Consider the following 26,513-nt stretch of genomic DNA (forward strand, 5'->3'; position numbering starts at 1 on the left):
GCGCAGGCCTACGATTCCTGCGTGACGCGCAGGACTTCCTCGATCGTGGTGACGCCGGCCACCGCCTTCGCCAGGCCGTCCTCGTACATGGTGCGCATGCCTTCGGCGCGAGCCTGACGCTCGATCTCGCCGGCGTCGGCACGCTGCATCACCAGGCGCCGCAGCGGATCGCTCATCACGAGGAACTCCATGATGGCGCGGCGCCCGCGATAGCCGGTTGGGTTGGCGGCGCTGGAACCGGGTTTCCAGAGACGGATCGGCCGCTCGTCGGTGTACTTGTGCAGTTCGAACTGTTCGATGACCTCGGGCAATGCCTCGTAGGGCACCGCCGTTTCCGGATCGAGGCGACGCACCAGGCGCTGCGCCAGGATGCCGTTGACCGTGGAACCCAGGAGGTAGTCCTCCACGCCCATGTCGAGCAGGCGGGTGATGCCGCCCGACGCGCTGTTCGTATGCAGCGTGGAAAGCACGAGGTGACCCGTGAGCGCCGACTGGATGGCGATGCGGCAGGTTTCCAGGTCGCGCATTTCGCCGATCATGATCACGTCCGGATCCTGGCGGACGATGGAGCGCAGCGCGCCCGCGAAGTCGAGCCCGATCTGCGGCTTCACCTGGATCTGGTTGATGCCCTCGATCTGGTATTCGACCGGATCTTCCACCGTGATGATCTTCACATCCGGCGTGTTGATCTGCGACAGCGCCGTGTAGAGCGTGGTGGTCTTGCCCGAGCCGGTGGGGCCGGTCACCAGCAGGATGCCGTGCGGGCGGTCCAGTACCTCCACGAAGCGGTCGCGGAAGTTATCGGTAAAGCCCAGCGACGCGAAGTCGAACACCACCGACTCGCGGTCGAGGATACGCATCACCACCGACTCGCCGAAGCTGGTCGGCACCGTGGACACGCGCAGGTCCAGCTCCTTGCCCTGCACACGAAGCTGGATGCGGCCGTCCTGCGGCAGGCGGCGTTCGGCGATGTTGAGGCGCGCCATGATCTTCACGCGAGAGATGACGGCGGCGGTGGAACTGGACGGCGGCGCTTCCACCTCGTGCAGCACGCCGTCGATGCGGTAGCGCACCTTGAGACGATTCTCGAACGGCTCGATGTGCACGTCGGAGGCGCGCTGTTCCACGGCGCGTTGCAGGATCAGGTTCACCAGGCGGATCACCGGCGCTTCCGAGGCGAGGTCGCGCAGGTGCTCGACGTCGTCTTCCACCGCGGCGTTACCGTCCAGGCTTTCCACAATGCTGCCCATCGCCGAGCGGCCCTGGCCGTAATACCTTTCGATGAGGTCGTCGATCTCGGAGCGCAGTCCGACGCGAAGCTGTACCTCGCGCCCTGTGGCCAGGCGCACGGCCTGCAAGGGGTAAGGATCGGCTGGATCGGCCACCAGCAGCGCCAGGCCGTCCTCGCCTTCGCGCACGGGTACTACGTGGTACTGCTTCAGGAATCGCGTCGACAGTTCGACGTCGGCCGGGGGCAACTCCGGTGCATCCTTGGCCGCCAGCAGGGGCAGGCCCAGCAGGTCGGCCCAGGCGTCGGCCAGGTCGCGTTCGGACACCAGACCCAGCCGGGCCATGAGACCCGTGAGGGTGCCCTCCGGGGTTTCGTCGTGCAGGCGGCGCGCCCGCGCGAGGTCGGTGTCCTTCAGGCGGCCATGCGCGACGAGGTGCGCGCAGACCTGTGCCTCGCCGGGTTCCCCGGTGAGCATGTCCCTGTGCTCGGTCATCGCAGACATGCCTTCTCCACACGGTCCGTTGAATGCGTTTTCCGCCGCGATCGTTCCTGACCGCACGGGCCGCTATTGGTAGCACATACCGTGCGTCGACGGCGACCGCGAGCCTCGTGATCCGCGACGTGGCGCAAAAAGGAAAAGCCGGCGTCGCCGCCGGCTTTCAAGGACTTGGCGGCGCCTTGTGGGCCGCCGCCGGGTTCATTACCAGCCCACGCCTACACCGACGCCGCCGGAACTCTCGCCGCCGCTGATCGCGGCACCGAAGGTGAGGGTCGCATTCGGCGTGAGGCTGCGCGAGTAGCCGACCGACAGGGCGCCCTGACCCTTGTAGCCGCCGACACCCACGCCCAGCCGGTTGTCCCCATTGACTCCCTGGGTACTGAAGGCCATCTGCGACATGGCCGCGCCCATCGCACCCACCTTGTTGAGGCGGTCGTTCAGATTATTGAAGCGATGGTCGACCGTGCGCTTGTACTCGTCGAAGGCACCGCCGCTGACCACATCGCCGAACTTTTGGTCAGTGTAGGCCTTGGCGCTTTGCAAGGTAGTGGCGTCGCCCTGATCGGCATAGGACTTGGCCGTGGCGACGGCCTGGTCCACCTGGCTCACGTTGGCGGCGTCCGTCGGAGCGGTACCCGCTGCGACATTGGTGATCGGCGCACCGCCACCGTCCACGGCCGCCGGCGTGATCGGCACGACGGCCGCCGCCGTGGGCGTCCCAGTCGCGACCGGCGCCGCCGCCGCCGTGACCGCGGCGGTGACCTCCGGCGCGACCGCCGGCGTCGGTGCCGACCGGGCGGCGATCGAGGGAGCCGCCGTGCGCTGCACCGTGGAACTGGCCTTCAGGCTGCCGCCGTCGGACTGGGTCTCGAGCGCACCCACGCGATTGTCGAGCGACGACAGTGCGCCGTCCAACGCGCCCACGGCGTCGCCGACCGAGCCGTAGGAACTGCCTTGCACCCGATAGACCGGGCCGACGAAGCCATTCGCGCCCATCGTCGCCCCGCCACCCAGGGCCATGGCGACGGCGCTGCCCGCCGTGCCCGAGGTTCCCGAGAACGCACTGGACAGCGCACTGTTCAACTGGCCCAGGTTCACCGCGTCGGTGGTCTGCGTACCCGCCGCCACGTTGGTGATCTGGCGATTGTTACCGGCGCTGCCCACGGAGACCGTGTTCGCCCGTGTCGCCAGGGAGCCATTGCCGAGCGCGACCGAATTGGCGGCCAGGGCCCTCGCACTATCGCCGATGGCCGTGGATCCCGCACCGCTGGCCGTGGCGAACGCACCGACCGCCGTTGACGACTCGTTGCTTGCCGTGGCAAAGGCACCCGAAGCCGTGGACAAGTCGCCCGACGCACTGCTGCCGGCACCGGTGGCCGTGGCGAGTTCGCCGGTGGCCGAGGCGTCGTCCGAACCGTCTCCGGCCCCCGTGGCCGAGACGTAATGCGCGGCCGAGCTGACGCTGTCGGCCACGGTATCCAACTGGGCCTTGTTCACCGCGTCGGTGCGCTCCGTGCCGGCGGCGACATTCGTGATCTGCCGCTCCGCCCCCACGTCGCCCACCGATACCGTGTTCGCGCGTTCGTTGTACGAGCCGGCACCCAGCGCCACCGAGTTGGCCGCCGCCGCGATCGCCGATTCGCCGATCGCCGTGCTGCTCACGCCATCGGCCCAGCTGTTCCAGCCCAGCGACGTGGCGTAATCGGCCGTGGCCCAGGCACCCGCACCGAACGCCGCGGCGCCCGTGCCGGTGGCCTGTGCCGGGATGAAGCCGAAGAAGGTGGTGCCGCCCACCGCCACGCTCTCGTCGCCCGTGGCCTGCGCGCTTTCGCCCACCGCCGTGCTGCTGACACCGGTTGCGGCACTCAACGTACCCACCGAGGTCGAGTAGTCGCCGATGGCATTCGCCACCGCGCCGAACGCTGCCGACTGCGCGCCGGACGCATACGCACCGACGCCCGTCGCCGTCGAGGCAAAGCCGCTGGCGTTCGCGCTCGCGCCCACCGCCGTGCCGCCCACGCCCGCGCTGGTCGCACCCGTATCCACCGGCACGCCACCGTTGGTGATCAGCGGATTGCCGTCTTCGTCCACGGCGTTGCCGCCGACCGCCACGCTTCCCGGGCCATCGGCCTGTGCACCCGCGCCATACGCCGCGGCGTTCTGGCCGGTCGCTACCGCACCGTAACCCGTGGCCGTCGATTGCTGGCCTGCCGCCACCGCGCCACTACCAGTCGCCGTAGCACCGTCCGCGCCCGCGAACGCGCCCGAACCGGACGCGGTCGCGTACTGACCCGTTGCCAGCGCATCGTCGGAGCCATCGTTCAGGCCATTCGCCTTGAAGTAATGGCTCGCGTCGCTCACGCTGCCCGCCACCGCATCCAGCTGCCCCTTGTTCACCGCATCGGTGTCTTCCGTGCCGGCGGCGACATTCGTGATCTGCCGTTCCGCGCCCACGTCGCCTACGGATACTGTGTTCGCGCGATCGGCGTACGAACCCGCGCCGAGCGCCACCGCGTTGTCGGCCACTGCCCAGGCATTCGCGCCCAGGGCGGTGGCATTGTCGCCCAGCGCCCAGCTGCCCGCGCCCAGCGCCACCGCGTTCGCACTCTCCAGACCGAACAGGCCGAAGCCCGTTTCCGCGCCGGCACCGATGGCGACACTTGCCACACCCGATGCGCTCGACGCCGTGCCCAGTGCAGTCGAACCATCGCTGTAAGCAGAAGCGCCCGCGCCTGCCGCTGTCGATTGCACGCCGTTGGCCAGCGACTGCGTGCCCACCGCCGTGGACAGGTCGCCGATGGCATTCGCCACCGCGCCGACCGCCGCCGACTGCGCACCGGAGGCATATGCACCCACGCCCGTCGCCGTCGAAGCAAAGCCGCTGGCGTTTGCGCTCGCGCCGACCGCCGTGCCGCCCACGCCCGCGCTGGTCGCCGCCGTGTCCACCGGCACACCGCCGTTGGTGATCAGCGGATTGCCGTCTTCGTCCACCGCGTTGCCGCCGACCGCGACACTACCGGGGCCGTCCGCCTGCGCGCCCGCACCGTACGCGGCGCTGTTCTGGCCGGTCGCCACCGCGCCGTAACCCGTCGCCGTCGATTGCTGGCCCGTCGCCACCGCGCCGCTGCCGGTCGCCGTGGCGCCATCCGCGCCCGCGAACGAACCCGAGCCTGACGCCGTGGCGTACTGACCCGTCGCCAGCGCGTCGTCGGAACCGTCGTTGTTGCCCGTGGCCTTGAAGTAACGCGTCGCATCGTTCACCGAGGCATCGAGCTGCCCCTTGTTCACCGCGTCGGTGTCTTCCGTGCCGGCGGCGACATTCGTGATCTGCCGTTCCGCACCGACGTCGCCCACCGATACCGTGTTCGCGCGCTCGTTGTACGAGCCGGCACCCAGCGCCACCGAGTTGGCCGCCGCCGCGATCGCCGATTCGCCGATCGCCGTGCTGCTCACGCCGTCGGCCCAGCTGTTCCAGCCCAGCGACGTAGCGTAATCGGCCGTCGCCCAGGCGCCCGCGCCGAACGCCGCGGCACCCGTGCCGGTGGCCTGCGCGGGGATGAAGCCGAAGAAGGTGGTGCCGCCCACCGCCACGCTCTCGTCGCCCGTAGCCTGCGCGCTTTCGCCCACCGCCGTGCTGCTGACGCCGGTCGCCGCGCTCAATGTACCGACCGAGGTCGAGTAGTCGCCGATCGCATTCGCCACCGCGCCGAACGCCGCCGACTGTGCGCCGGAGGCGTACGCGCCGACGCCCGTCGCCGTCGAGGCAAAGCCGCTGGCATTCGCGCTCGCGCCCACCGCCGTGCCACCCACGCCCGCGCTGGTCGCGCCCGTGTCCACCGGCACGCCACCGTTGGTGATCAGCGGATTGCCGTCTTCGTCCACGGCGTTGCCGCCGACCGCCACGCTTCCCGGGCCATCGGCCTGTGCACCGGCACCGTAGGCGGCGCTGTTCTGGCCGGTGGCCACCGCGCCGTAACCCGTCGCCGTCGACTGCTGGCCCGTCGCCACCGCACCGCTGCCGAAGGCACTGGCACCTTGCGCCCCAGCGAACGCACCCGAACCGGCCGCCGTCGCCTGGTTCCCGGCGACTACTGCATCGTCGCTGCCGTCGTTCAGGCCATTGGCCTTGAAGTAGTGACTGGCGTCACTGACGCTGCCCGCCACTGCATCCAGCTGGCCCTTGTTCACCGCATCGGTGTCTTCCGTGCCGGCGGCCACATTCGTGATCTGCCGTTCCGCGCCCACGTCGCCTACGGATACTGTGTTCGCGCGATCGGCGTACGAACCCGCACCGAGCGCCACCGCGTTGTCGGCCACGGCCCAGGCATTCGCGCCCAGGGCGGTGGCATTGTCGCCCAGCGCCCAGCTGCCCGCGCCCAGCGCCACCGCGTTCGCGCTTTCCAGACCGAACAGGCCGAAGCCCGTTTCCGCGCCGGCACCGATGGCGACACTTGCCACACCCGATGCGCTCGACGCCGTGCCCAGTGCAGTCGAACCATCGCTGTAAGCAGAAGCGCCCGCGCCTGCCGCCGTCGATTGCACGCCATTGGCGAACGACTGCGTGCCCACCGCCGTGGACAGGTCGCCGATGGCATTCGCCACCGCGCCGACCGCCGCCGACTGCGCACCGGAGGCATACGCACCCACGCCCGTCGCCGTCGAAGCAAAGCCGCTGGCGTTCGCGCTCGCGCCGACCGCCGTGCCGCCCAGGCCCGCGCTGGTCGCCGCCGTGTCCACCGGCACACCGCCGTTGGTGATCAGCGGATTGCCGTCTTCGTCCACCGCGTTGCCGCCGACCGCAACGCTACCGGGACCGTCCGCCTGTGCGCCCGCACCGTACGCGGCGCTGTTCTGACCGGTCGCCACCGCGCCGTAACCCGTCGCCGTCGATTGCTGGCCCGTCGCCACCGCGCCGCTGCCGGTCGCCGTGGCGCCTTGCGCACCCGCGAAGGAGCCCTGCCCCACGGCCGTCGTGTAATCGCCACTGGCAAGGCTGCTCGCGCCGATTGCCGAGGCCGCGGCACCGGTGGCGATCGCACCGTGTCCATTAGCCGTCGACTCGTCGCCATACACGGCGCTGCCGGCACCGGTCGCGGTCGATCCGCTGCCGACGATCTCGGTGTTCGCACCCACCGCCGTGCTGTCGTCGCCGTCGATGTTCGTGGCACTGCCCAGGCCGGTGGCGTTGTCGCCCCAGACGAACGCATTGGAACCGTAGGCCGACGCGTTCTCGCCCCAGACGAACGAACTGGTGCCGACGGTGGTGGTCAGTCCGCCGATGGCGGCGCTGCGGTAGCCCACCGCCACCGCGCCGACATCGAGCGCGCCCGCCACCGCGCCGACGGCGGTGGCATTGAGATGGTCGGCCGTGCTCGACCAACCAAGCGCGGTCGTGTAATCGGCCGTGCCCCAGGCGCCGTTGCCGAAGGCCGCGGAGCCCACGCCGCTGGCGATTGTCGGAATAAAGCCGCCATAAGCGGTACCGCCCACCGCCACGCTTTCCTCGCCGGTTGCCTGCGAGGTCTCGCCGACGGCGACACTGCTGATGCCCGTGGCCGCGCTTTGCGTGCCGACCGCGGTCGAGAAATCGCCGATCGCATTGGCGACCGCGCCGAACGCCGCCGACTGCGCGCCGGAGGCATACGCGCCCACGCCCGTCGCCGTCGAGGCGAAACCGCTCGCATTGGCGCTGGCACCGACAGCGGTGCCGCCGACGCCCGCGCTCGTCGCCGCGGTATCCACCGGCACACCGGCGTTGGTAATCAGCGGGTTGCCGTCTTCGTCCACGGCGTTGCCGCCGACTGCGACACTGCCGGGACCGTCCGCCTGCGCGCCCGCACCGTAAGCGGCGCTGTTCTGGCCGGTCGCCACCGCGCCATAACCCGTCGCCGTCGACTGTTGCCCCGTGGCCACAGCACCGCTGCCTGTTGCCGTGGCACCTTGAGCGCCCGCGAACGCACCCGAGCCCGACGCCGTGGCGTACTGACCCGTCGCCAGCGCGTCGTCGCTGCCGTCGCCCGCGCCGTTCGCCTTGAAATAATGCGCGGCGTCGCTGACGCTGTCGGCCAGCGCATCCACGTTCTGCGACACGCCGTCCACCGTCTGCGTCAACGCATCCACACGCGTGGAGACACCGGTGACCGAGGTCGACACCTTGTCGAGCTGACGCTTGTTCACCGCATCGTTCGCCTGCGTGCCGTCGGCGACGTGCACGAGCTGGCGATCTTCGTTGACCTTGCCGATCGACACCGTGTTGGCGCGATCCGCGATCGAATTGTCACCGAGCGCCACGGAATTCTTCGCGGTAGCACGCGCATCCGTGCCGATGGCGGTGCTGGCCGAGCCGCTGGCGTACGCGGATTCGCCTATCGCAACGGCACTGATGCCGACGGCGCGGGACGCCTGACCCACCGCGGTGGACCAGAGACCGGGCGACTGGGCGTCATTGCCGACGGCCACGCTGTAGGCTCCGTCGCTACGCGCCTTCGTGCCGACCGCCGAACTGTAGTCGCCTTCGGCTTTTGCCCCTGTACCGCAGGCGAATGCGTCGGCGCCCTTTGCCACCGGTGCCTTGCCTTGCAACCCGAGCAGGTAGCCGCCGCATACGTTGCCTGCCTGTGCGGGCGCGCTGCCCAGCGCCAGCGCCATGCCGGCAGCCAGTGGCAGCGCAGCCATGGCGGCGCGCAGGCGTCGGGAGGAAGCGCCCTTGCCGTGTGCCTTCGCCAGTTCCGAGGCAACGACGAGCATGCCGAGCGATGTGTTCCAGACCTTGCTGTAGATGGTGTTCACGTCAACCTTCCTCCCAGATGTCCGCTTGTGAGCGATCGATGCGCGGGCGCGCGAACGCGCGGCCCATCGCCAGTCCGTCGCTGGCCGCGGCGGACGATGTGTCCTGTGATTGATGACCCCTGGCACCGGACCGCCGATGCAGCTCGCCATTCTGCGGCCCGGTGCGCGTTCCCCATGAAGGCCGAGGCCCCGGCGAACCGGGGCCTCATGCCGTCACTGCGTGTAGGCGCCCAGCACCGTCACGCCGGAGTACGCCTTGACTCCCTTCACCGTGAGCGTCCAGGTTCCCGCCGCGGGTTTGCCGGCGGTAAACATCTCGCTGTTGCCCGGACGATTCGGCTGGTCCTTCACCTTGCCGCTCGGATCGGTGACCGAGATCGAGACGTCGCCCGAACCGCCGTAGGTGCGCAGGTTCAGCGTCTTCGCACCGGCAGGCACCGCGAGCGTGTACACCGTGCTCGCACCCGCCGCGCCCTTCTGGTTGGCCAGCGGCTGGTTGTTGTTGAGCGCAATGCCCGGAGGTGCCGGCGGCGGACCCCACTCGTCGTACTGCGCCTGGGTCTGGGCATCGGTGAGGCACGCGTTGAGGCTGCTTGCCTGGTCGGCCGTGATGAGCTCATCGGCCGCGAGCTGCGCGGCGTATGCCGTCACGCCCGCACGATAGGCGCCCACGTCGTCCGCGTTGCCGGCGATGATCTTCGCGTTGGCAATCACGTTGGCGCCGATGACCATGCCGCCCGGGACCAGTTTCGGAATGCCCGTGTCGCACTGGAGCAGGAACTGGTTGCCGCGGTCGATGCCCCAGCCGATGTCCTGGAACAGCGCGGGCGTGAGGTCGAGGTCGATCTCGCCGCGGAGGTCCTGGTTGATCGCGTATTCCATGATCGCGTTCGGCGTCAGGCGCGTGTCGTAATGCGAGAACGACGAGCCCGGCGACAGTTGCGCTGGCGCATAGATGAGCACACCGTCCGCGTTCGTGCCGGAAAGGCCCGTACCCTTCGCCACCGTACCGGTCAGACCGGCGAGGTTCGCCTTGAGCGTATTGCCGTCCGCCTGGCTCACCAGGATCACCGGAATGTTGACCGGCGAGGCGGGCGTGCCACCGGGCGTGACCGCCGCGGGCTGATTGTTGGCAAGCAGCACCGCGCTGGCACCGGCCGCCTGGGCGTTGAGAGCCTTCACCGTGAAGTCGCAGGTGCCGCGATCGATGAGCGCGACCTTGCCCGCGACATCCGATGCGTTGGTGATGGCGGCGCAACCGTCGTTCGGCGTGGCGCGCGCCACGCTGCCCGAGAAATTCGCCGACGTGGCCTTCGGGCCGAACGAAGCCTGGGCGTACTCGTAATCGCCGGCGGCTGCGGCGGGTGCCGACACGCGATACACGTCGGGCTGGCTCAGGGCGAGCGGCGCCTCGGCGACCACGGTCGGGCCCGAGAACGCGAGGTGTCCGTCGTCGAGTGCGGCGGAGACGCGTTGCGCGGGGGTGAGATCGTCCCAGAACGTGCCGTTGTGCTTGACGAAGGTACCGTAGATGTCGGGATGCGAATCCGCCCCGCCCGGGAAATCCTCGCCCGTGCTCAGGTCCGTGAGGCCGAGGAAGCCAAGGCCATGGCCCATCTCGTGCAGCACCACGTTGAGGAAATCGATTTGCCCATCCGGTACCTGGTGATCGAGACCCATGTACCACTTCGAGCCTTCGATACAACCCGGCGAACCCAACGCGCCGTTGAACTGGCTCTGGATGTCCGCCTGACCCGGATCGAGGTCTTCGCCCGCAAGGGCATCGGCCGTCGGGCCCGCGTACCACGTGTCGGCCTTGGCGCCCGCAGGGAGGTTGGCGGCATCGAACGTGAACACGGAAAGGGGACCGGACGAACCGAGGACACCGCCCGTGGCGTCGCATTCCAGCGGTTCGAAGGTGGCATTGTTGACGATCGTGACGTCGCTCTTCAGGTAAGCGCCGTGGATCTCGGCGGCGAACAGGAAGACATTGAACGCCTGCTGCCCGAAGGTGGTGCCCGGGTTGCCACCGATAGGCGTGGCGGGCGTGTGGTCGTCGAAACCCTGGCCGGTACCGACGTCCTGGTTGACGATCTTGATCTCGGCAGCGGTGGCGCTCATGGCACCGCACAGTCCGGCTGCGAGAAGGGCTGAGTAGAGAAGGCCGCGACGGATCATCGTGTTGCCTCCGGTGCCTTGGGCGCAGCCTGCACGCCGTGGTCGTCATGGTGGATGGAGAGGGAGCCGTCTGCCTCGCGCGTGGCGACCACGCTGGTCATGCGCTCCAGCGGCAGCCGCATGCCGGTGACCTTCGCGCCGTTGTGCAGCGTGATCTTGCGGGCGGTTTTCACCGCCTCGGCGTTGGTGCGCGGTTGACCGGTGAGTGCCGATACGCGGCTCTGCCGCAGCTGGGCGCCCTTGGCATACGCGGCCTGCTCGGCGGCGGTCGGCGCACGCAGCTTGCCCGTTGCCGGGTCGATGGCGACGACCTGCAGGCTCTGCCCGGTCGTGGCCTTCGGTGTGGCCTGGGTGGACGGCGTCTCGGCAGCATAGGCCGCCCCCGCCACGGTGAACATGCCCGTCAGCACAAGACCCAAGGCCTGTGCCAGTGTTCGTGAAGTCATTACCAGTACCTCCCTAGTGCGGCGCCGGGACCCCTCCCTGCACGCCCACCGGCGAAGACCCCCTCGCCGGCGTAAACACTCGAGGATTCGACGTTCCCCTCAACGCCAACCCAAATCCTGCCCGTCGCGCCAGGCGCGACGGCGACGATTCATGACGTGGAAAGGCCCATCGGACCGGTGACATCGGGCACGTGGCCCTGGATGCAGGAAGCCTTGGCAGGCTCCGCGGCGGAACGGTTTACCATCTGCACTTCCCCTTGCCCCGTGGTATTGCCGTAGACGGCCAAGGCCGTATTCCCTTCTGGTGTCCTGGCGGACATCCCCTGCCGAAAAAGGTTGGTCTTGCGATCCTTCCCATTCCGTCCCACGCGTCGTCTTCTTGACGGCGGTCTCTGGAACGTAGCAGCAAGAAAAAGCGAACGTCAATCTTTTGACGCGCATTTTCCAATCGTCCTTACGGCCTATGCTGAAACCTCGGCGAAAGTTCGTTCGGACGTCCATATCCTTTCCAATTCATGGCCTTGCACGGCGATAACGCTTCTTTTCGCCGCACACCCCCACTCGTCAACGCGAAAGAAAACATGGACTTGATCGACATCGGTGCCAATCTCACCCACGAATCCTTCCGTCAGGATTTTGACGATGTGCTGGCACGGGCCAGCGCGCACGGCGTCGGCCGGATGGTCGTGACGGGCGCGTCCCGCGAGGGCAGTGTCCACGCGCTGGAGCTGGCACGCGCGAGTGGCGGCCGGCTGTTCGCCACCGCCGGCGTCCATCCGCACCATGCCGTGGACTACGACCGGCACACCGATACGCTGCTGCGCGAACTGGCGCGCGAGCCGGAGGTCCGCGCCGTGGGAGAAACCGGGCTCGACTACAACCGCAACTACTCGCCGCGCGACGTGCAGCGGGAGGTGTTCGAGTGCCAGCTGGAGATCGCGGCGGAGGTCGGCAAACCGCTGTTCCTGCACCAGCGCGACGCACACCACGACTTCCTCGCCATCCTGAAGCGCTATCGCGACCGCGTTCCCGCGGCGGTGGTGCACTGCTTCACGGACAGCGCCGAGGCACTGCGCGACTATCTGGATCTCGATTGCCACATCGGCATCACCGGATGGATCTGCGACGAACGCCGCGGGGCGCATCTGCGCGAACTGGTGCGCACCATTCCGGCGAATCGCCTGATGCTGGAAACGGATGCCCCGTACCTGCTGCCGCGCACGATCCGTCCGATGCCCAAGGACCGCCGCAACGAACCGATGTACCTCGCGCACATCCGCGACGAGGTGGCGAAGGACCGTGGCGAAACGCGCGAGGCCCTGACCGAGTCGACCACGCGCACGGCGGAAGCATTCTTCGGCCTTCCGGCCTGAGCCTCAGGCCGAATGCAATCCCGTCAACGCCGCTTCGGCCAGGTCCGCCTCGCGCGTGAGCGCCCGCAACGTCTCATCGTTGATCCGGTGCGTGCGGCGGAGTTCGGCAAGCTCCTTTCGCTCAGCGTGTAGCGCGGCGAGACGCATACTGCGTTCGGTGCCCGCCTCGGCGCGCGCCCTCTCCGGTACGTCGCCATCCTCGCCCGCGGCGGCCAGCCGCTGCTGGTAATCCGCCATGACGCGCGCCGCGACGCGCGAGGCAAGCGCGATGGCATGCTCGTCGCCGCCGTCCTCCACGCGTTTCTGTTCCGCCGCGATGCCACGCAGCGCCGCCTCCGCCGCAAGCGCGCGAGCCATCCTCTCTTCCCGAACGCGGGGATCTTCCCCGTCCAGGTTCAGCCCCCTCACCAGCAGCGGGAGACCGATGGCGCCGAACAGCAGCGTGCAGAGGATCACGCCGGTTGCGAGGAAGATCATGAGATCCCGCGTCGGGAACACCACGCCCTCGCGCTTCATGAGCGGCAACGACAGCACGCCCGCCATGGTGATGGCGCCACGGACACCCGCCAGGGCGGTCGTCCAGACGAGGCGCGTACCGACTTTCGGTCGCTGCTCGCCGCGGTGCCACGCCCGCATCAGCATGAAGCGCAGCGACACCCAGACCCAGATGAAGCGCAGCACCACGAGCACCAGCGTGATCGCCACCACGTAAGCCACGAGATACCACGGCTCACCTCCCCCCGCCTGGCGCAGATCCAGCCCCGCGCCGTCGACGATGCCGGGCAGTTGCAGACCCAGCAGAAGGAAGATCAGTCCGTTGAAGACGAATTCCAGCATCGACCAGACCGCGCCGTTCTGCACGCGCGTGGCCACATAGCCGCCCTTCGATACGTCCGTGCGATTCATCGTGACGCCCGCCGCAACGGCCGCCAGGATGCCCGACATACCGAAGTGCTCCGCAAGCAGGTAGGCGGCGAAGGGCAGCACCAGGACCAGCGCTACCTGACTCGGTGGATCGACCTCGCTGGCCCAACGAATGAAGCGGCGGCGAACCACGCCGAACACCACTCCCACGAACGCACCCGCCAGCACACCGCCGATGGCCATCACGGCGAAGTCGCCCGCCGCCGACGTCAGGGAGAACCTGCCGGTCAACTCGGCCGCGACGGCGAACTGCAACGCGACCAGGCCCGACGCGTCGTTCAGCAGCGCTTCGCCGGACAACACGTGCATGAGTCGCGGCGGCATCTTCGACCCGCCGGTTATGGAGGACACGGCCACGGCATCGGTGGGAGAGAGCACCGCGGCGAGCGCGAACGCCACCGCCAACGGCACCGTGGGAATCATCCAGTGCACGAAGTAGCCCACCCCGACGATGGTGAAGAACACCAGCCCGATCGCGAGCGCCAGGATGGGACGCCACAGGAGGAACAGCTCGCGCTTGGGAATGCGCCAGCCGTCCGCGAAGAGCAGGGGTGGAATGAACAGGAGGAAGAAGAGGTCGGGATCGAACTCGACATGCATGCCTAACGGCCGCGCGAGCACCGCGCCGAGGGCGATCTGCAACAGCGGAAGCGGCAGCCTGACCGGCAGGATGCGCACCACCGAACCGGACAGCGCGACGACGAGCAGGAGGATGAGCACGGTGATGACGAGGTCCATGCCGCGACGCTAGCGGCCGGCCATGGAAGAGGCAACAGGAACCTTCGACGACCGTAATATGCTGCACGTCATACGTAATTACCTGCTTAGGACTTATTCCTATTGTTCCTTTGTGGAACGGAGGTTTACGTTTTACAAACGCATCGGTTCCGGTGCGTTCGTCGACGACGATTTCGCTCCATGGACGATGTCCTTGCACGAGCTTTTCCAGGGGAGAACCCCATGCCGTTCCCGTATCGGTCCGTACCCCCATTCCGCGAAGAGGACAGGCTCGCCCGCCTGCCATGACGTCGCGCCGCCGCACGCACCCTGTGTGACGGCGGTGAGATAAGCCATTCCCCGCAAAACCCACCGCCGTTCTTCGGCGGCCTGTCCGCGTGCCGCGCGGGCACGGGTGCTGCCGCCCCGATTTCGTTCCGCGTCACCCACAGGAGGGTACTTCCATGCAGTTCGCAAACCATGCCCCGGCAACCGCACGCCGACGACTTGCGACCGCGCTGGCGTTCGCCATCGCCGCGGGAATCGCCGGCGGCGCACTCGCGCAGAGCAACGCCACCGGTTCCATCTTCGGCTCGGCCACGCCCGGCGACGTCGTCCACATCGAAAACACCGCCACCGGCCTCCGCCGCGACATCACCGTGGACGCGGGCGGCCGCTACCGTGCCAACTCGCTCCCGATCGGCAGCTACGACGTCTCGCTGATGCACAACGGTGCCGTGGTCGATTCGCACAAGGGCGTGCAGACGTCCATCAGCCAGGGCACGGACGTGTCGTTCGCGACCACCTCGGCGGACGCCACCACCCTGGGCAGCGTGCAGGTCACGGCGAACAGCCTGCCCAGCATCGACGTGAGCTCCGTCGACTCGCGCACGGTGCTCACGGCCGACCAGCTGTCGAAGCTGCCCATCGCGCGTACGTCGATCAGTTCCGTGGCGTTGCTCGCGCCGGGCACCACGCCCGCCGCGCGCGGCTATGGCAATGCGTTGTCGTTCGGCGGCTCGTCGGCGTCTGAGAACGCGTATTACATCAACGGATTTCAGGCAACCAACCCGCTGACGGGCGTGAGTTCGCGCCAGCTTCCCTACGATGCGATCGACCAGGAGCAGGTGCTCATCGGTGGCTATGGCGCGGAATACGGCCGCTCCACCGGCGGCGTGATCAACGTGGTGTCCAAACGCGGCTCCAACGAGTGGAAGGGTGACGTGCAGGTGTTGTTCTCGCCCAGCGGCCTGGCGCAGCAGCCGAAAGACATCCGCCTCACTAATGGCACGCTCTATCAGCGTGGCAACCCCTACACCCTGCGCGACCAGGAAAACCTCCAGTATTCCGGCTCGCTCGGCGGCGCCCTGATCAAGGACAAGCTGTTCATCTTCGCGGCCGCCGACTGGATCCATCAGACCGGCAACTACACCGGACCCAGCACGGTCAGCGACGACGAACGCGACTCGAACAAGACCACGCGCTGGCTCGGCAAGATCGACTGGAACATCACCGACAACAACATCCTCGAGTTCACCGGGATCGGCGACACCGAAACCACCGACGCCTCCATCTTCGGCTACGACTACGCGACGGGCCGCGGCGATTACCTCGGCCACACTTACACCAAGAACTACAACGGCACGCAGACCAACGCCACGCCGGGCGGCAACATGTACATCGGGCACTACACCGGTTACATCACCGACGATCTCACCATCAACGCGATGTACGGCAAGTCCAGCTCCAATCACCAGCAGACGATCAGCTCCGCATCCGGGAGCACCTGCCCGGGCATCACCGACAACCGAGTGGAGTTCGCCGCCAACCCGCAGACCGGGTGCACGGTAGGCGCCACCTCGTTCCTGCTGCCGGGCTCGAAAGATCGCACGAACGGCTGGAGCGCGAATATCGAATACCGCATCGGCGACCACGACCTGCGTGCGGGCGTGGACAACTATGTACTCCGCGCTACCTGGGGCTCGGTGCCCGTGGGCGGCACGGGTTACATTTACGCCGACGTGGGCGACGGCAAGTCGATCCGCAACCGCCTGAGCAACCTCGGCCTCGATCCCAACCTCTACAACCCGGCCGACTTCCCGAACGGCTATTACGTCGAGTCCACCGCACTCACCACCGGCACCTCGGCGCGCACGAACCAGCGCTCGCAGTTCGTGGAAGACAACTGGCAGATCTCCGACCGCTGGCACGCATACATCGGCCTGCGCAACGAGCAGTTCACCAACTACAACGGCTCCGGGGAGGCCTATGCAAGCTCGCGCCACCAGCTCGATCCGCGCCTGGGTGCCTCGTGGGACGTCTATGGCGACAGTTCGCTGAAGATCTACGCCAATGCGGGCCGCTATCACCTCGGCCTGCCGACCTCGGTGGCCGTGCGCGGCGCCGGCCCGTCCACCTATCCTTCGCAGTTCTACAGCTTCACGGGCATCGACCCGGTCAGCGGCATACCTACCGGGCTCGGCACCGGGCCGTGGTCCGCCACCTACTACAACAACGGTGCCAACGGCGTGCCGCCGGATGCGAAGACCGTCTCGGCCCAGCAGCTGCACTCCTACTACCAGGACGAGTACATCTTCGGCTTCGACAAGCAGCTCGGCGACAACTGGACGGTCGGCGCCAAGGCGATGTACCGCCGCCTGCGCAGCCTGATCGACGACACCTGCGATTCGGCACCGCTGCAGGCATGGGGCGACCGCAACGGTCTCAGCGACGAAGTGGCCGCCGGCATCGCGCGAAGCACGGGCTGCTGGCTGTACAACCCGGGCCGCGCCAACACGTTCACGCTGTCACCCGCGGATGGCCAGTATCTCAGCGTGCCGCTTTCCGCCAAGGACATCGGCGAGCCGAAGCCGAAGCGCTCGTACTACATGCTCGACCTCTACGCCGAGCACCAGTTCAGCGACAAGTGGTACGGCAAGATCGATTACACGTACTCGCGCAGCTACGGCAACTCCGAAGGCCAGCTCGATTCCAACATCGTGCAGGCCGATGTTTCCACGACGGAGAGCTGGGACTTCCCGGCCATCATGGAGAACACGAACGGCGACCTGCCGAACGACCAGAAGCACCAGCTGCGCATCTACGGCACGTACGCACCGACCGACGAATGGCAGTTCTCCACGGTGACGCGCATCGCCTCGGGTTACCCGGTCAGCTGCCTCGGCGTTCGTCCGGAATCCGCCGGCGGAGATCCGTACAACTACCAGAACAACTACTTCTGGTGTAACGGGCAGCCTTCGCCGCGCGGCTCCCGCGGCCGCACGCCGTGGACGTACACGCTCGACCTCAGCGCCGCCTGGAAGCCCGCCTTCGCGGACCACAAGCTCACGCTGTCGGCCGACGTGTTCAACGCCCTCGGCAAGCAGCGCGTGACGCAGTACTACGAGACCGGCGAAACGGCCGCCGGACTGCCGAACCCCAACTACCTGCGCGCCCGCTCGTTCCAGGATCCGCGCTACGTCCGCCTCGGCGCACGGTACGACTTCACGCTCTGATCCATAACAAGAAAGTGGCAACACTCCCCAGATTGGCCGCTCCGGAGGGAGCGGCCTTTTTTGTTTTTCTGTCGCGCATTTCCGGGATTGCGGCTTCGCTGTTTGATGCTTATGGCTTTCGCTTCGTAGGGTGGGCTCGCCTTCGGCCTCGCATCGGCGCCTGTGCCGTTGCCTGAGAGCCAGTAGCCGACGGTGCAGGTTCTTGTTGGGAGAGCTCAACGATGGTTTGCTTTCGCATCGTCGTAGACCGAGGCGCTGGGTGCCTGCTTTCGCAGGCACGACGGTACGTGGGGGCGCTGCGATACCGGCGCGCCGCACTCCTGTGGGAGCCGCTTCAGCGGCGATGGGTGCCTGCGGCAAGCTTGCCCGCTACCGCGGGATCGCCGGCGTAGCTGGCTCCCACACAAAGGACTGAGTACTTGTATGTCGTCGGGAACGGAGCCAGGTTTCCTGGCCTATTCGCCGTCGTCCTCGAAGCGCAGGTGCTTCACGCTGCGACCGTGGCGGCGTACCAGCTTCAACGCTTCCACGCCGACCTTGATGTGCCGCTCGACGAAGTTGGCCGTGACGGCGGCGTCGCTCGTCTCGGTTTTCACGCCTTCAGGGATCATCGGCTGGTCGGAGACGAGCAGCAGTGCCCCGCAGGGGATGTGATTGGCGAAGCCCGCGGCGAAGATCGTCGCGGTCTCCATGTCGATCGCCATGCTGCGCGTGCGGCGCAGGTATTCCTTGAAGGCGTCGTCGTGTTCCCACACGCGGCGGTTGGTCGTGTAGACGGTGCCGGTCCAGTAGTCGTGGCCGAGGTCGCGGATCATGGTGGAGACGGCACGCTGCAACTGGAATGCGGGCAGCGCCGGCACCTCGGGAAGCAGGTAGTCGTTGGACGTGCCCTCCCCACGGATGGCGGCGATCGGAAGAACGAGGTCGCCGATGGCGTTCTTCTTCTTGAGGCCACCGCACTTGCCGAGGAACAGTACGGCCTGGGGTTCGATCACGCTCAGGAGGTCCATGATCGTGGCGGCGTTGGGGCTGCCCATGCCGAAGTTGATCAGGGTGATGCCGTCGGCCGTGGCGTTGGGCATGGGCCGGTCTCGGCCGCGCACCTCCACGCCGTGTTCATGTGCGAAGCGGTCCACGTAGTGACCGAAGTTGGTCAGCAGTATGTGCTGGCCGAAGGCCTCCAGGGGTGTGCCCGTGTAGCGGGGCAGCCAGTTGGAGACGATCTCGTTCTTGGTTTTCATGTCGAATCCGGATGCGCATGCGCCGTCGTGGACTTCAAGCCGACGGCACGGTTACCGGCGACGCCACGCCGGCGGAGTGCCAAATTCATTTCTGCGAGTGTAGCATCGGCCTCAAGGAACCCAGGGGGGTTCGAGCGGGAGTGGCCGATGCGGATCGGCGTGGCGATCGATGCGGCCTGCGACGTGCCGCAGGACTTTCTGGAACGGAACGACATCGCGGTGATGCCCATCGCGGTAAAGGTCGATGACGAACGCTTCAAGGACGACCGCGATCCGGCCGAGATCCAGCGCTTCCGTGACCGGAAGCTGGGCAGCCGGAGCCATTCGGCCGAAACCGAGGCCAGTTCGGTGGAGGACGTGCAGTCCCTCTTCCTCGACCGCCTGGTGAAGGAATACGACTGCGTGGTATGCCTCACCATCATGGCCACGCGCAGCCCCATTCACGACAACGTGATCAAGGCCAGCTTCGCCATCCTCAAGAACTACCGCCCCGTGCGCGAGGCCGTGGGGCGCTCCGGCCCCTTCCTGATGCGCGTGGTGGACACACGGAACATTTTCGCCGGCGCGGGCCCCGCCATTGCGGAAACCGTGCGCATGATCCAGGCGGGCAAATCGCCGGCCGAAGTGCGCGAGCGGGCGGCGCAGGTGGCCGACTGCTCGTACGGTTACATGCTCCCGCGCGACCTCAACTATCTGCGGTCTCGCGCCCGCAGCAAGGGCGACCGTAGCGTCAGCTTCCTGAGTTCGATGCTCGGCACCGCGCTCGACATCAAGCCCATCCTCCGCGCCCATCGTGGCGAAACGGGGCCGGTCGGCAAGATCCGTGGCTTCGAACAGGGGGCTCTGGCCTTGTTCGAGTACGCGGCGAAGCGCGTGCAGGCGGGCCTGATGGTGCCCTCGCTGTCGCTGAGCTACGGGGGTGACCTCGACGAGATGCGCGACCTTCCAGGTTACAGCCGGCTTGTTCGCACCTGTGAAGACGCGGGCGTGCAGATACTGGAAAGCCCCATGGGTATCACCGGCATGGTGAACGTGGGGGAAGGCGCCATGACGCTGGGGTTGGCCTCCGAAGACCACGTGGCGGAGTTCTGAACGTGCGCGCGATGCGCGGCGCGGCGGTCGCGATCGCGCTGGCCGCGACCGCTGGCGCGTCAGGCGAAACCGTCTACAAGTGCGAGGCCGGCGGTCGCACGATCTACCAGCAAACGCCCTGCGCGCGGGACCAGCGGCAGCAAGCCATCCGGTTGGCGGACCCGGCTCCCCCGGCGGAATCACCCGCTCCGCGTCCGCCGCCGCCCGCCGAAGAACGCCCCGCTGCCGCACCGGTCGCGGCCCGCGCTTTCACGCCGCCGCCAACCTTGTTCGGCTGCATCCGTGCCACCGATGGCAAGCCATACACCAGTCGCGATGGCGAACCGCAGCCGTACATGGCGCCTCTGGGTGTGTTGGGTGCGGTCAGTCAGCCGCTCGCCGATACCTACGGAAGCCGCGGCGCGGCCATCGCCTCGGCGCCCGAACTGAACCGCGGCAAGGGCAATGCCGCCGCGGTGGCCACCAGCAACTACGTATGGGTACAGGACCAATGCCGGCAGCTGTCGCCGGCCGAGGCCTGCGGCGCGCTGCGCGACGAGGCGGAGTCGAACCAGCGCGCGATCCGCCAGGCCTTCAAGAGCGAACGCGGTCCGCTGGAAGCGAAGGACGCGCAGTTGCGCCAGCAGCTACAAGGCTGCGACTGAACGCCGGCGCCACGCCTCAGGCCGAGGTGGCGTCCCGTTCCGTCGCGGCAACGGCGAGGCCCGACACCACGCCCAGCGAGGGATCGCCTTCCACCATCGGGATGTCCGGGAAACTCCGGCGGACGGCCTCCTTCACGATGGGCGAGCGCGAGGTGCCACCGGTGAGAAAGATACTGGCGGGCACGGACGGCCATTCCTCGCGCACTTCGGCGAGCAGGCGCTGCATGCGTTCGACGAAGGGCTCGGCCGCCTCGTTCATGTCGTCGCGCACGATGCTCACGCCCAGTCCGGGGTCGAGAAAGCCGAGATCCGCTTCGGTCCGGTCGCGACTGCTCAGCGCGATCTTGCTGCGTTCCGCCGTCTGGTTGAGGCGGGTGGTGGCACCGGGCTGTTGCAGCGCCTGCAGGCGGGACCGCCACGGCTCGTCCACGAAGCGATAGTCCTGGCGGCGGAACTCGCGCTGCTTGGGCAGGTTGTGCACGCTTGCCGCTTCCACGAAGTGATGCACCGGCACACGGGTGACGTTGTTGCCGAGTTCCGGCATGAAGGCACGCATGCTCAGGTTCACGTCGAGGTCGGTACCGCCCTTGGCCAGGCCCCACGTACGCACGATCCTCGGCAATTCGTCGCCACCCAGCTCGGCGAAGGCCACGTCGGTGGTACCGCCGCCGATATCGACGATGAGCGCGGTCTGCCGATGCGAAAGGCGCTTGTGGTAGTGCATCGCCGCCGCGGCGGGCTCTTCGAGGAAGGAGACACTGTCGAAGCCCGCCACGGCGGCCGCTTCGCGAATGATCTCCACCGCCTGCTCGGAACCCTTCTCGCCCATCGAACTGCGGAAATGCACGGGGCGGCCGATCACCGCCGTGCGCACGTTTTCGCCAAGCTGCCGACTGGCGGCAAGGCGGATGTGCTCGAGCACGTAGGTGGCGATATGCACGATCACCCGGCGTACCTGCGCATCCATGCGGAATCCGAGCATCGACTTCGGCGATTCGATCAGATTGCCGTCGCCGTATTCGAGATAGGCAGCGACGGCCTCGTCGCCGAACAGGGCGTCCTCGAAACTTTCCACGGTCGCTGCCGCCGTGTCCGCCGCGCGGCGTTTCGTCGGGTCGGGCACCACTTCGGGGAAGAACACGGCGGTACGGAACTGCTTCGCGTCGCCGAAGGTGACGTGGGTCAGCTCACCGTCGACGAAGGTCGCCGCGGCCGTGTAGCTCGTGCCGAAATCGATACCGATGTGCATGGGAGTTCCTCGGGGGAACTCCCGATTCTAACGTCAGAAGCCGTAGCGCAGGAATCCGCCGTCCACGGCGATAATCTCGCCCGTCACGTAGCTCGCGGCCGGCAGGCACAGGAAAGCCACGGCACCCGCGACTTCCTCGGGCTCGCCTATGCGCCCCATCGGCGTCCGGTCGAGCACTTCCTCCAGGTATTCCGCATCGGCCAGCGCGGGTTCGCTGCGCTGCGTGCGGATGTACCAGGGCGCCACGGCATTCACGCGGATGCCGTCCTCGGCCCATTCGCAGGCGAGGTTGCGGGTCATCTGGTGCAAGGCGGCCTTGGTCATGCCATAGGGCGAGCCGGTGCGCACGTGCACGATGCCCGACACCGAGCCCACGTTCACGATGGCCGCGTTCGCATGCTGCACGAGGTGCGGATACGCCGCCCGGCTCATCTCGTATGCGGAGAACACGTTGAGCTCGAACAGGCTCCGGTACTCGTCTTCCGAATAGTCGAGCGTGGCCTTTGGCGAGTTGCCGCCTACGTTGTTCACGAGAATGGAAAGGTTCGCGCCCAGGTCGGCCACCCAGTCGAACACGGCGAGGCAGTCTTCGTGATCGGAAAGGTCGGCAGCCATGCCCAGCACTTCGACATCCGGGCATTCGTCGGCGAGCTCGTCGCGCACCTCCTGCAAGGCCAGTTCGTCGCGCGCGACGAGAAGGACATCGGCACCGAGAGCCGCCAGTTCGCGCGCGCACGCATAACCGATGCCCTTGCTTGCCCCGGTGACGAGGGCGGTACGGCCGTCGAGGCGCCAACTGGCGAGTCGTGGGTGCATGTGTCATCTCCGTGCGTTATGCCGATCGTAAGGGATCGAACGTCGGATGTGTCCGCGCCGATTGCACGGGACCGTCATCCGGACCAGACTCGGCCCCGATACCGGAGGACACGACATGGCCCGCTACCTTCCGCTGCTTGTTCTGATCGGCGCTTGCGCCGCCTGCTCGAAACCGCCGCAGCCGCACGAGCCGCCAACGCCGCAGGCCAGGGCCGAGACGCCCTGGGATTCGCTGGAGGCGCAGAAGAAGAAGGCGCAGGACGTGCAGAAGACCGTCGACGACCAAGCCAAGGCCCAGGCGAAGGATATCGACGCCCAGACGCAGTGACCCGAACGAGCCGCCGTGGCGGCTCTCGGGGCCGCGCTCAGCGAGGCGAGCAGAAGCAGTAGGCGTACACGTGCGGCTTGCCCGCTTCGGCATTGCGGAACAGCGACCACTCCGGCGCCAGCTTCGGCAGCTCGGCCACCCACGACGGCAGGCGCAGGCCCCACGACATCGCCACCCGCGCTTCGGAACTGTCGCCGATGCTGGTGAGGAAGCGCTCGAACGCGCCCATGGGTTTCTCCGCGTACCGTACGTTGAAGCTCTTGCCCAGCCCCGCCTGTTCCGCCGCGTCGCGGATCGCGTCGTCGAGACTGCCGAGGCGGTCGACGAGGCCGCGATCCAGGGCCTGCTGGCCCGTCCACACGCGGCCCTGCGCGATGGCGTCGATGGCCGCGAAGTCCTTGCCGCGCGCCTTCGCCACATTGCCGACGAAGTCGCGGTATCCCTTGTCGATGATGCTCTGGATCAGCACCCCCACGTTCGGATCGAGCGGCCGGGTCATGTCGAATGCGCCCGCCAGGGGGCTCGTCGACACGCCGTCGCTCTTCACGCCGATCTTGGCGAGAGTGTCGGGCACGGTGAAGAACATGCCGAAGATGCCGATCGACCCGGTGATGGTGTTGGGCTCGGCATAGATCCGGTTGGCGTTCATCGAGATCCAGTAGCCGCCGCTCGCGGCCACGTCGCCCATCGATACCACCACGGGAATGCCGGCCTCGCGGGTGAGCTCCACCTCGCGGCGGATCTGCTCGGCGGCGTAGACCTCGCCGCCCGGCGAGTTCACGCGGAGTACCAGTGCCTTCGTGCGCCGATCCAGGCGCACGGCGTGGATGAGGGCGGCCGTGGATTCGCCGCCGATGCGGCCCTGCGCCTGCTTGCCTCCCGCGATCTCGCCCTCGGCCACCACGACGGCGACGCCCGGCCCCGTCTGCAGCACGTCGACGGTGGAAAGGCCTTGCGTGGCGACGTACGACGCCAGGTCGACCTGGCGGAAGCCCTGGTCTTTCTTCCCAGCGGGCACGCCCTCGTCGCGAAGCATCTTCACGAACTGCTGCTCGGTAGCGATGCCGTCTGCGAGCTTCTCGTCGACCGCGAGCTGGGCGAGGCTGCCCTTCGCATCGCGCACGCGTTCGGCCAGACCGTCGATGTCGGCGCGCAAGGCGGCGGGGTCGAGATGGCGCATGCGTGCCACTTCGTCGATCCAGGTGCCCCACAGGCCGCCCAGCCAGTACGTGTCGGCTTCCTTCGATTCGGGCGAGGCATGGTCGAGGATGAACGGCTCCGCCGCGCTCTTGAACTGGCCTACGCGAAACAGGTGCACCTGCACGCCGAGCCGGTCGAGCATGTCCTTGTAGAACAGACGGTAGTTGGCGAGGCCCACGGCCATGACGCCGCCCTGGGGATCGATGTAGATCTTGTCGGCATGCGCGGCCAGGTAGTACTGGCCCTGCTCGAGACTGGCGGCCCAGACGAGCACGGGCTTGCCGGCCTTGCGGAAGCGGTCGAGCGCCGCACCGACTTCGCGCAGTGCCGCGAAGCCGCCGGCCTGCAGCTTGTCGGGGCGCAGCACGATGCGGCTGATGCGGTCGTCCGTGGCCGCGCTGTCGATGGCGCGGACGAGGTCGCGCACCTGCACCTGCTGCACGCCGTCGCCCGTCATGCGGCCGATGGCGCGCGACAGCGGGTCGGCGCTGTACTGCTCCACCAGCGCGCCCTCCGGGGCCAGCACCAGCACCGTGCGGTCGTCCACCTGGCCGGCCCGGCCGCCGAGGAACAGGAGCAGCAGGAAAACAGCGAGAAGACCGAAGAAGATCGCGTTGATGATCACCAGCCGGGTGATGTTCAGACCGCGACCGAGGCCCAGCATGAAGCGGCCGAAGCCGCCCCGCCGGCGCGGCGGGGGAACGGGTTGCGGACGATGTGGCAGGGGCGGCGGCACGGCGTCGTAACGATCCGACATCTAAGTGGTTCCTTCGGGATTGTGTGCAGCGTAACCCGTCGGACCGTTGGTATCACGTGTGGAATGGCATGGGCGCCGCGGTGTCGGGATCGTTCTGCCAGGCGCCTTTCGCACTGCTGCGCCAGAATCTCGCGAAAAGGAGGATGGCGGCCATGCTGAGCCCGGCGATCAGGCCCATCCACATGCCCCGCGCCCCCATGTCCCGGTGGAACGCCAGCCACCAGCCGACCGGCATGCCCACCACCCAGTAGGCGAACAGGGTGATGCCCATCGGCACGCGGGTGTCCTTGAGCCCCCGCAACGCGCCGTTCGACGCCACCTGGATGCCGTCGGAGAACTGGAAGAAGCCAGCCAGCACGAGCAGTTGCGACGCCATCGCGATGACACCGGCATCGCTCGTGTAGAGGCGCGCGATCGATCCCGGGAAGGCCAGCATGACGCCGGATGAGACGAACTGCGTGACGAGCACCAGCGCGATGCCGGAAAGGCCCGCATAGCGCACGCCCGCGACGTCGCGCCGTCCCGCCGCGTTGCCCACGCGCACGGTGATCGCCATCGACAGGCCCAGCGGGATCATGAAGGCGACGGACGCCACGTTCAGCGCCACGTGGTGACCCGCCGTGACCGTTTCCCCGAGGCGGCCGATCAGCAGCGCCACGGCGACGAAGAGTCCCGCTTCCATGAGCAGGGTGACCGCCATCGGCAGGCCGATGTGCAGCAACGGGCCGATCTGGCGCAGATCGGGCTTCGCCAGGCGTCCGCGCAGGTTCAGGTCACGATAGTTGCGGTGCTTCAGCACGTAGGTGGCGAAACCGAGCATTTCCGCCCAGAGCACCACCGCCGTGGCGATGCCGCTGCCCCGCGCGCCCATGACAGGGAAGCCGAGCTTTCCGTACATCAGCACGTAGCCCAGCGGCGCCAGCAGAACGAGTCCGCCAAAGCTGAAGTACATGGACGGCCGCGGCATCGAGAGGCCTTCGGACAGGCCGCGCAACGCGAAATACGTGGTGAGCGCGGGGGCCGCGAAGCAGATGGCGTGCAGGAATGCCTCCACGTCGGGGCGCATCGATTCCACCACGCCGAAAAGCACCATCAGGGGCGAGGCATGCCACACGCCGATACCGAGCAGCACACCCAGCACCCACGCGATGTACAGGGCCTGGTGGAACACCGGCCCCACTTCGCCGCGGCGGCCCGCGCCGTCCAGCTGCGCCACGGTGGGGGGTACGGCCATCATCGTGCCGATACCGGTGACGATGGCGAGCACCCAGATGCTGGCGCCGGTCACGACCGATGCCTGCGTGTGCGCGGCCTGGTGTCCTGCGAGCACCGCGTCGACCACGTTGGTACCGATGGCGGAAAGTTGCGCGACGATCATCGGCAGGGCCAGCCGTACGGTGGCGCCGATCTCCCGGCGCGCGCGGGCGCGGTCGATGCTCATGGGACTGCAGTCGAAGGATGGCCGCCCATTGTAGCGGTTGCCGTGCCATCATCCGCAGCCGAAAGGGGAAAAT

The 26,513-nt window shown here is 67.7% G+C and carries 15 protein-coding genes; 5 read left to right on the forward strand and 10 right to left on the reverse strand.

The features are described 5' to 3' along the window. Positions 1–8 precede the first annotated feature (8 nt). The 4 genes from gspE to HBF26_RS06675 form a co-directional block, all read right to left on the reverse strand. Complete coding sequence (gspE, locus tag HBF26_RS06660; protein ID WP_167124414.1) at positions 9–1,724, reverse strand: type II secretion system ATPase GspE; 1,716 nt, start codon at positions 1,722–1,724, stop codon at positions 9–11. 207 nt (positions 1,725–1,931) lie between these two features. After that, positions 1,932–8,519 carry an ESPR-type extended signal peptide-containing protein gene (locus HBF26_RS06665; RefSeq protein ID WP_167124286.1) on the reverse strand — a complete coding sequence of 2,196 codons (6,588 nt, stop codon included), beginning with the start codon at positions 8,517–8,519 and terminating at the stop codon, positions 1,932–1,934. Positions 8,520–8,732: 213 nt separating this feature from the next. Next, on the reverse strand, positions 8,733–10,640 hold the full coding sequence (locus HBF26_RS06670) for a PA domain-containing protein (protein WP_167124289.1): 1,908 nt from the start codon (positions 10,638–10,640) through the stop codon (positions 8,733–8,735). A 53-nt stretch (positions 10,641–10,693) separates the two neighbouring features. Beyond that, the gene (locus tag HBF26_RS06675; RefSeq protein ID WP_167124291.1) at positions 10,694–11,143 is read right to left on the reverse strand and encodes a post-PEP-CTERM-1 domain-containing protein; all 450 of its coding nucleotides are present in this window, start codon (positions 11,141–11,143) and stop codon (positions 10,694–10,696) included. 581 nt (positions 11,144–11,724) lie between these two features. Here HBF26_RS06675 and HBF26_RS06680 point away from each other — a divergent pair. Beyond that, positions 11,725–12,516: a TatD family hydrolase gene (locus HBF26_RS06680; RefSeq protein WP_167124293.1), complete on the forward strand. Its 792-nt coding sequence runs from the start codon at positions 11,725–11,727 to the stop codon at positions 12,514–12,516. Positions 12,517–12,519: 3 nt separating this feature from the next. On the opposite strand, the gene HBF26_RS06685 is transcribed toward HBF26_RS06680, so the two are convergent. Further along, the gene (locus tag HBF26_RS06685; protein WP_167124295.1) at positions 12,520–14,178 is read right to left on the reverse strand and encodes a Na+/H+ antiporter; all 1,659 of its coding nucleotides are present in this window, start codon (positions 14,176–14,178) and stop codon (positions 12,520–12,522) included. Positions 14,179–14,621: 443 nt separating this feature from the next. On the opposite strand from HBF26_RS06685, the gene HBF26_RS06690 reads away from it, so the two are divergent. After that, a complete protein-coding gene (locus tag HBF26_RS06690; protein WP_167124297.1) occupies positions 14,622–17,672 on the forward strand; it encodes a TonB-dependent receptor in 3,051 nt (1,016 codons plus the stop codon). A 455-nt stretch (positions 17,673–18,127) separates the two neighbouring features. On the opposite strand, the gene HBF26_RS06695 is transcribed toward HBF26_RS06690, so the two are convergent. Continuing rightward, positions 18,128–18,913 carry an AMP nucleosidase gene (locus HBF26_RS06695; RefSeq protein WP_167124299.1) on the reverse strand — a complete coding sequence of 262 codons (786 nt, stop codon included), beginning with the start codon at positions 18,911–18,913 and terminating at the stop codon, positions 18,128–18,130. Positions 18,914–19,060: 147 nt separating this feature from the next. Between HBF26_RS06695 and HBF26_RS06700 the strand changes: the two genes are divergently transcribed. Together HBF26_RS06700 and HBF26_RS06705 are read left to right on the forward strand one after the other, a co-directional pair. Continuing rightward, the gene (locus HBF26_RS06700; protein WP_193569784.1) at positions 19,061–20,005 is read left to right on the forward strand and encodes a DegV family protein; all 945 of its coding nucleotides are present in this window, start codon (positions 19,061–19,063) and stop codon (positions 20,003–20,005) included. A 2-nt stretch (positions 20,006–20,007) separates the two neighbouring features. Further along, a complete protein-coding gene (locus HBF26_RS06705) occupies positions 20,008–20,649 on the forward strand; it encodes a DUF4124 domain-containing protein (protein WP_484496943.1) in 642 nt (213 codons plus the stop codon). A gap of 16 nt (positions 20,650–20,665) precedes the next feature. On the opposite strand, the gene HBF26_RS06710 is transcribed toward HBF26_RS06705, so the two are convergent. Together HBF26_RS06710 and HBF26_RS06715 are read right to left on the reverse strand one after the other, a co-directional pair. Beyond that, positions 20,666–21,898, reverse strand: a complete 1,233-nt coding sequence (locus HBF26_RS06710; RefSeq protein WP_167124302.1) for an Hsp70 family protein — start codon at positions 21,896–21,898, stop codon at positions 20,666–20,668. A gap of 33 nt (positions 21,899–21,931) precedes the next feature. Beyond that, positions 21,932–22,714, reverse strand: coding sequence for an SDR family oxidoreductase (locus tag HBF26_RS06715; RefSeq protein ID WP_167124304.1), 783 nt, complete (start codon positions 22,712–22,714; stop codon positions 21,932–21,934). A gap of 115 nt (positions 22,715–22,829) precedes the next feature. On the opposite strand from HBF26_RS06715, the gene HBF26_RS06720 reads away from it, so the two are divergent. Then, positions 22,830–23,042 (forward strand): hypothetical protein, encoded by a 213-nt coding sequence (locus HBF26_RS06720; RefSeq protein ID WP_167124307.1) that lies wholly within the window; start codon positions 22,830–22,832, stop codon positions 23,040–23,042. A 37-nt stretch (positions 23,043–23,079) separates the two neighbouring features. Here HBF26_RS06720 and sppA read toward each other — a convergent pair whose 3' ends face one another. Continuing rightward, positions 23,080–24,999, reverse strand: a complete 1,920-nt coding sequence (gene sppA / locus HBF26_RS06725) for a signal peptide peptidase SppA (protein ID WP_167124309.1) — start codon at positions 24,997–24,999, stop codon at positions 23,080–23,082. 52 nt (positions 25,000–25,051) lie between these two features. After that, positions 25,052–26,440, reverse strand: a complete 1,389-nt coding sequence (locus HBF26_RS06730) for an MATE family efflux transporter (RefSeq protein WP_167124311.1) — start codon at positions 26,438–26,440, stop codon at positions 25,052–25,054. Positions 26,441–26,513 lie beyond the last annotated feature (73 nt).

The organism is Luteibacter jiangsuensis (assembly GCF_011742555.1).
Taxonomy (GTDB): Bacteria; Pseudomonadota; Gammaproteobacteria; order Xanthomonadales; family Rhodanobacteraceae; genus Luteibacter; species Luteibacter jiangsuensis.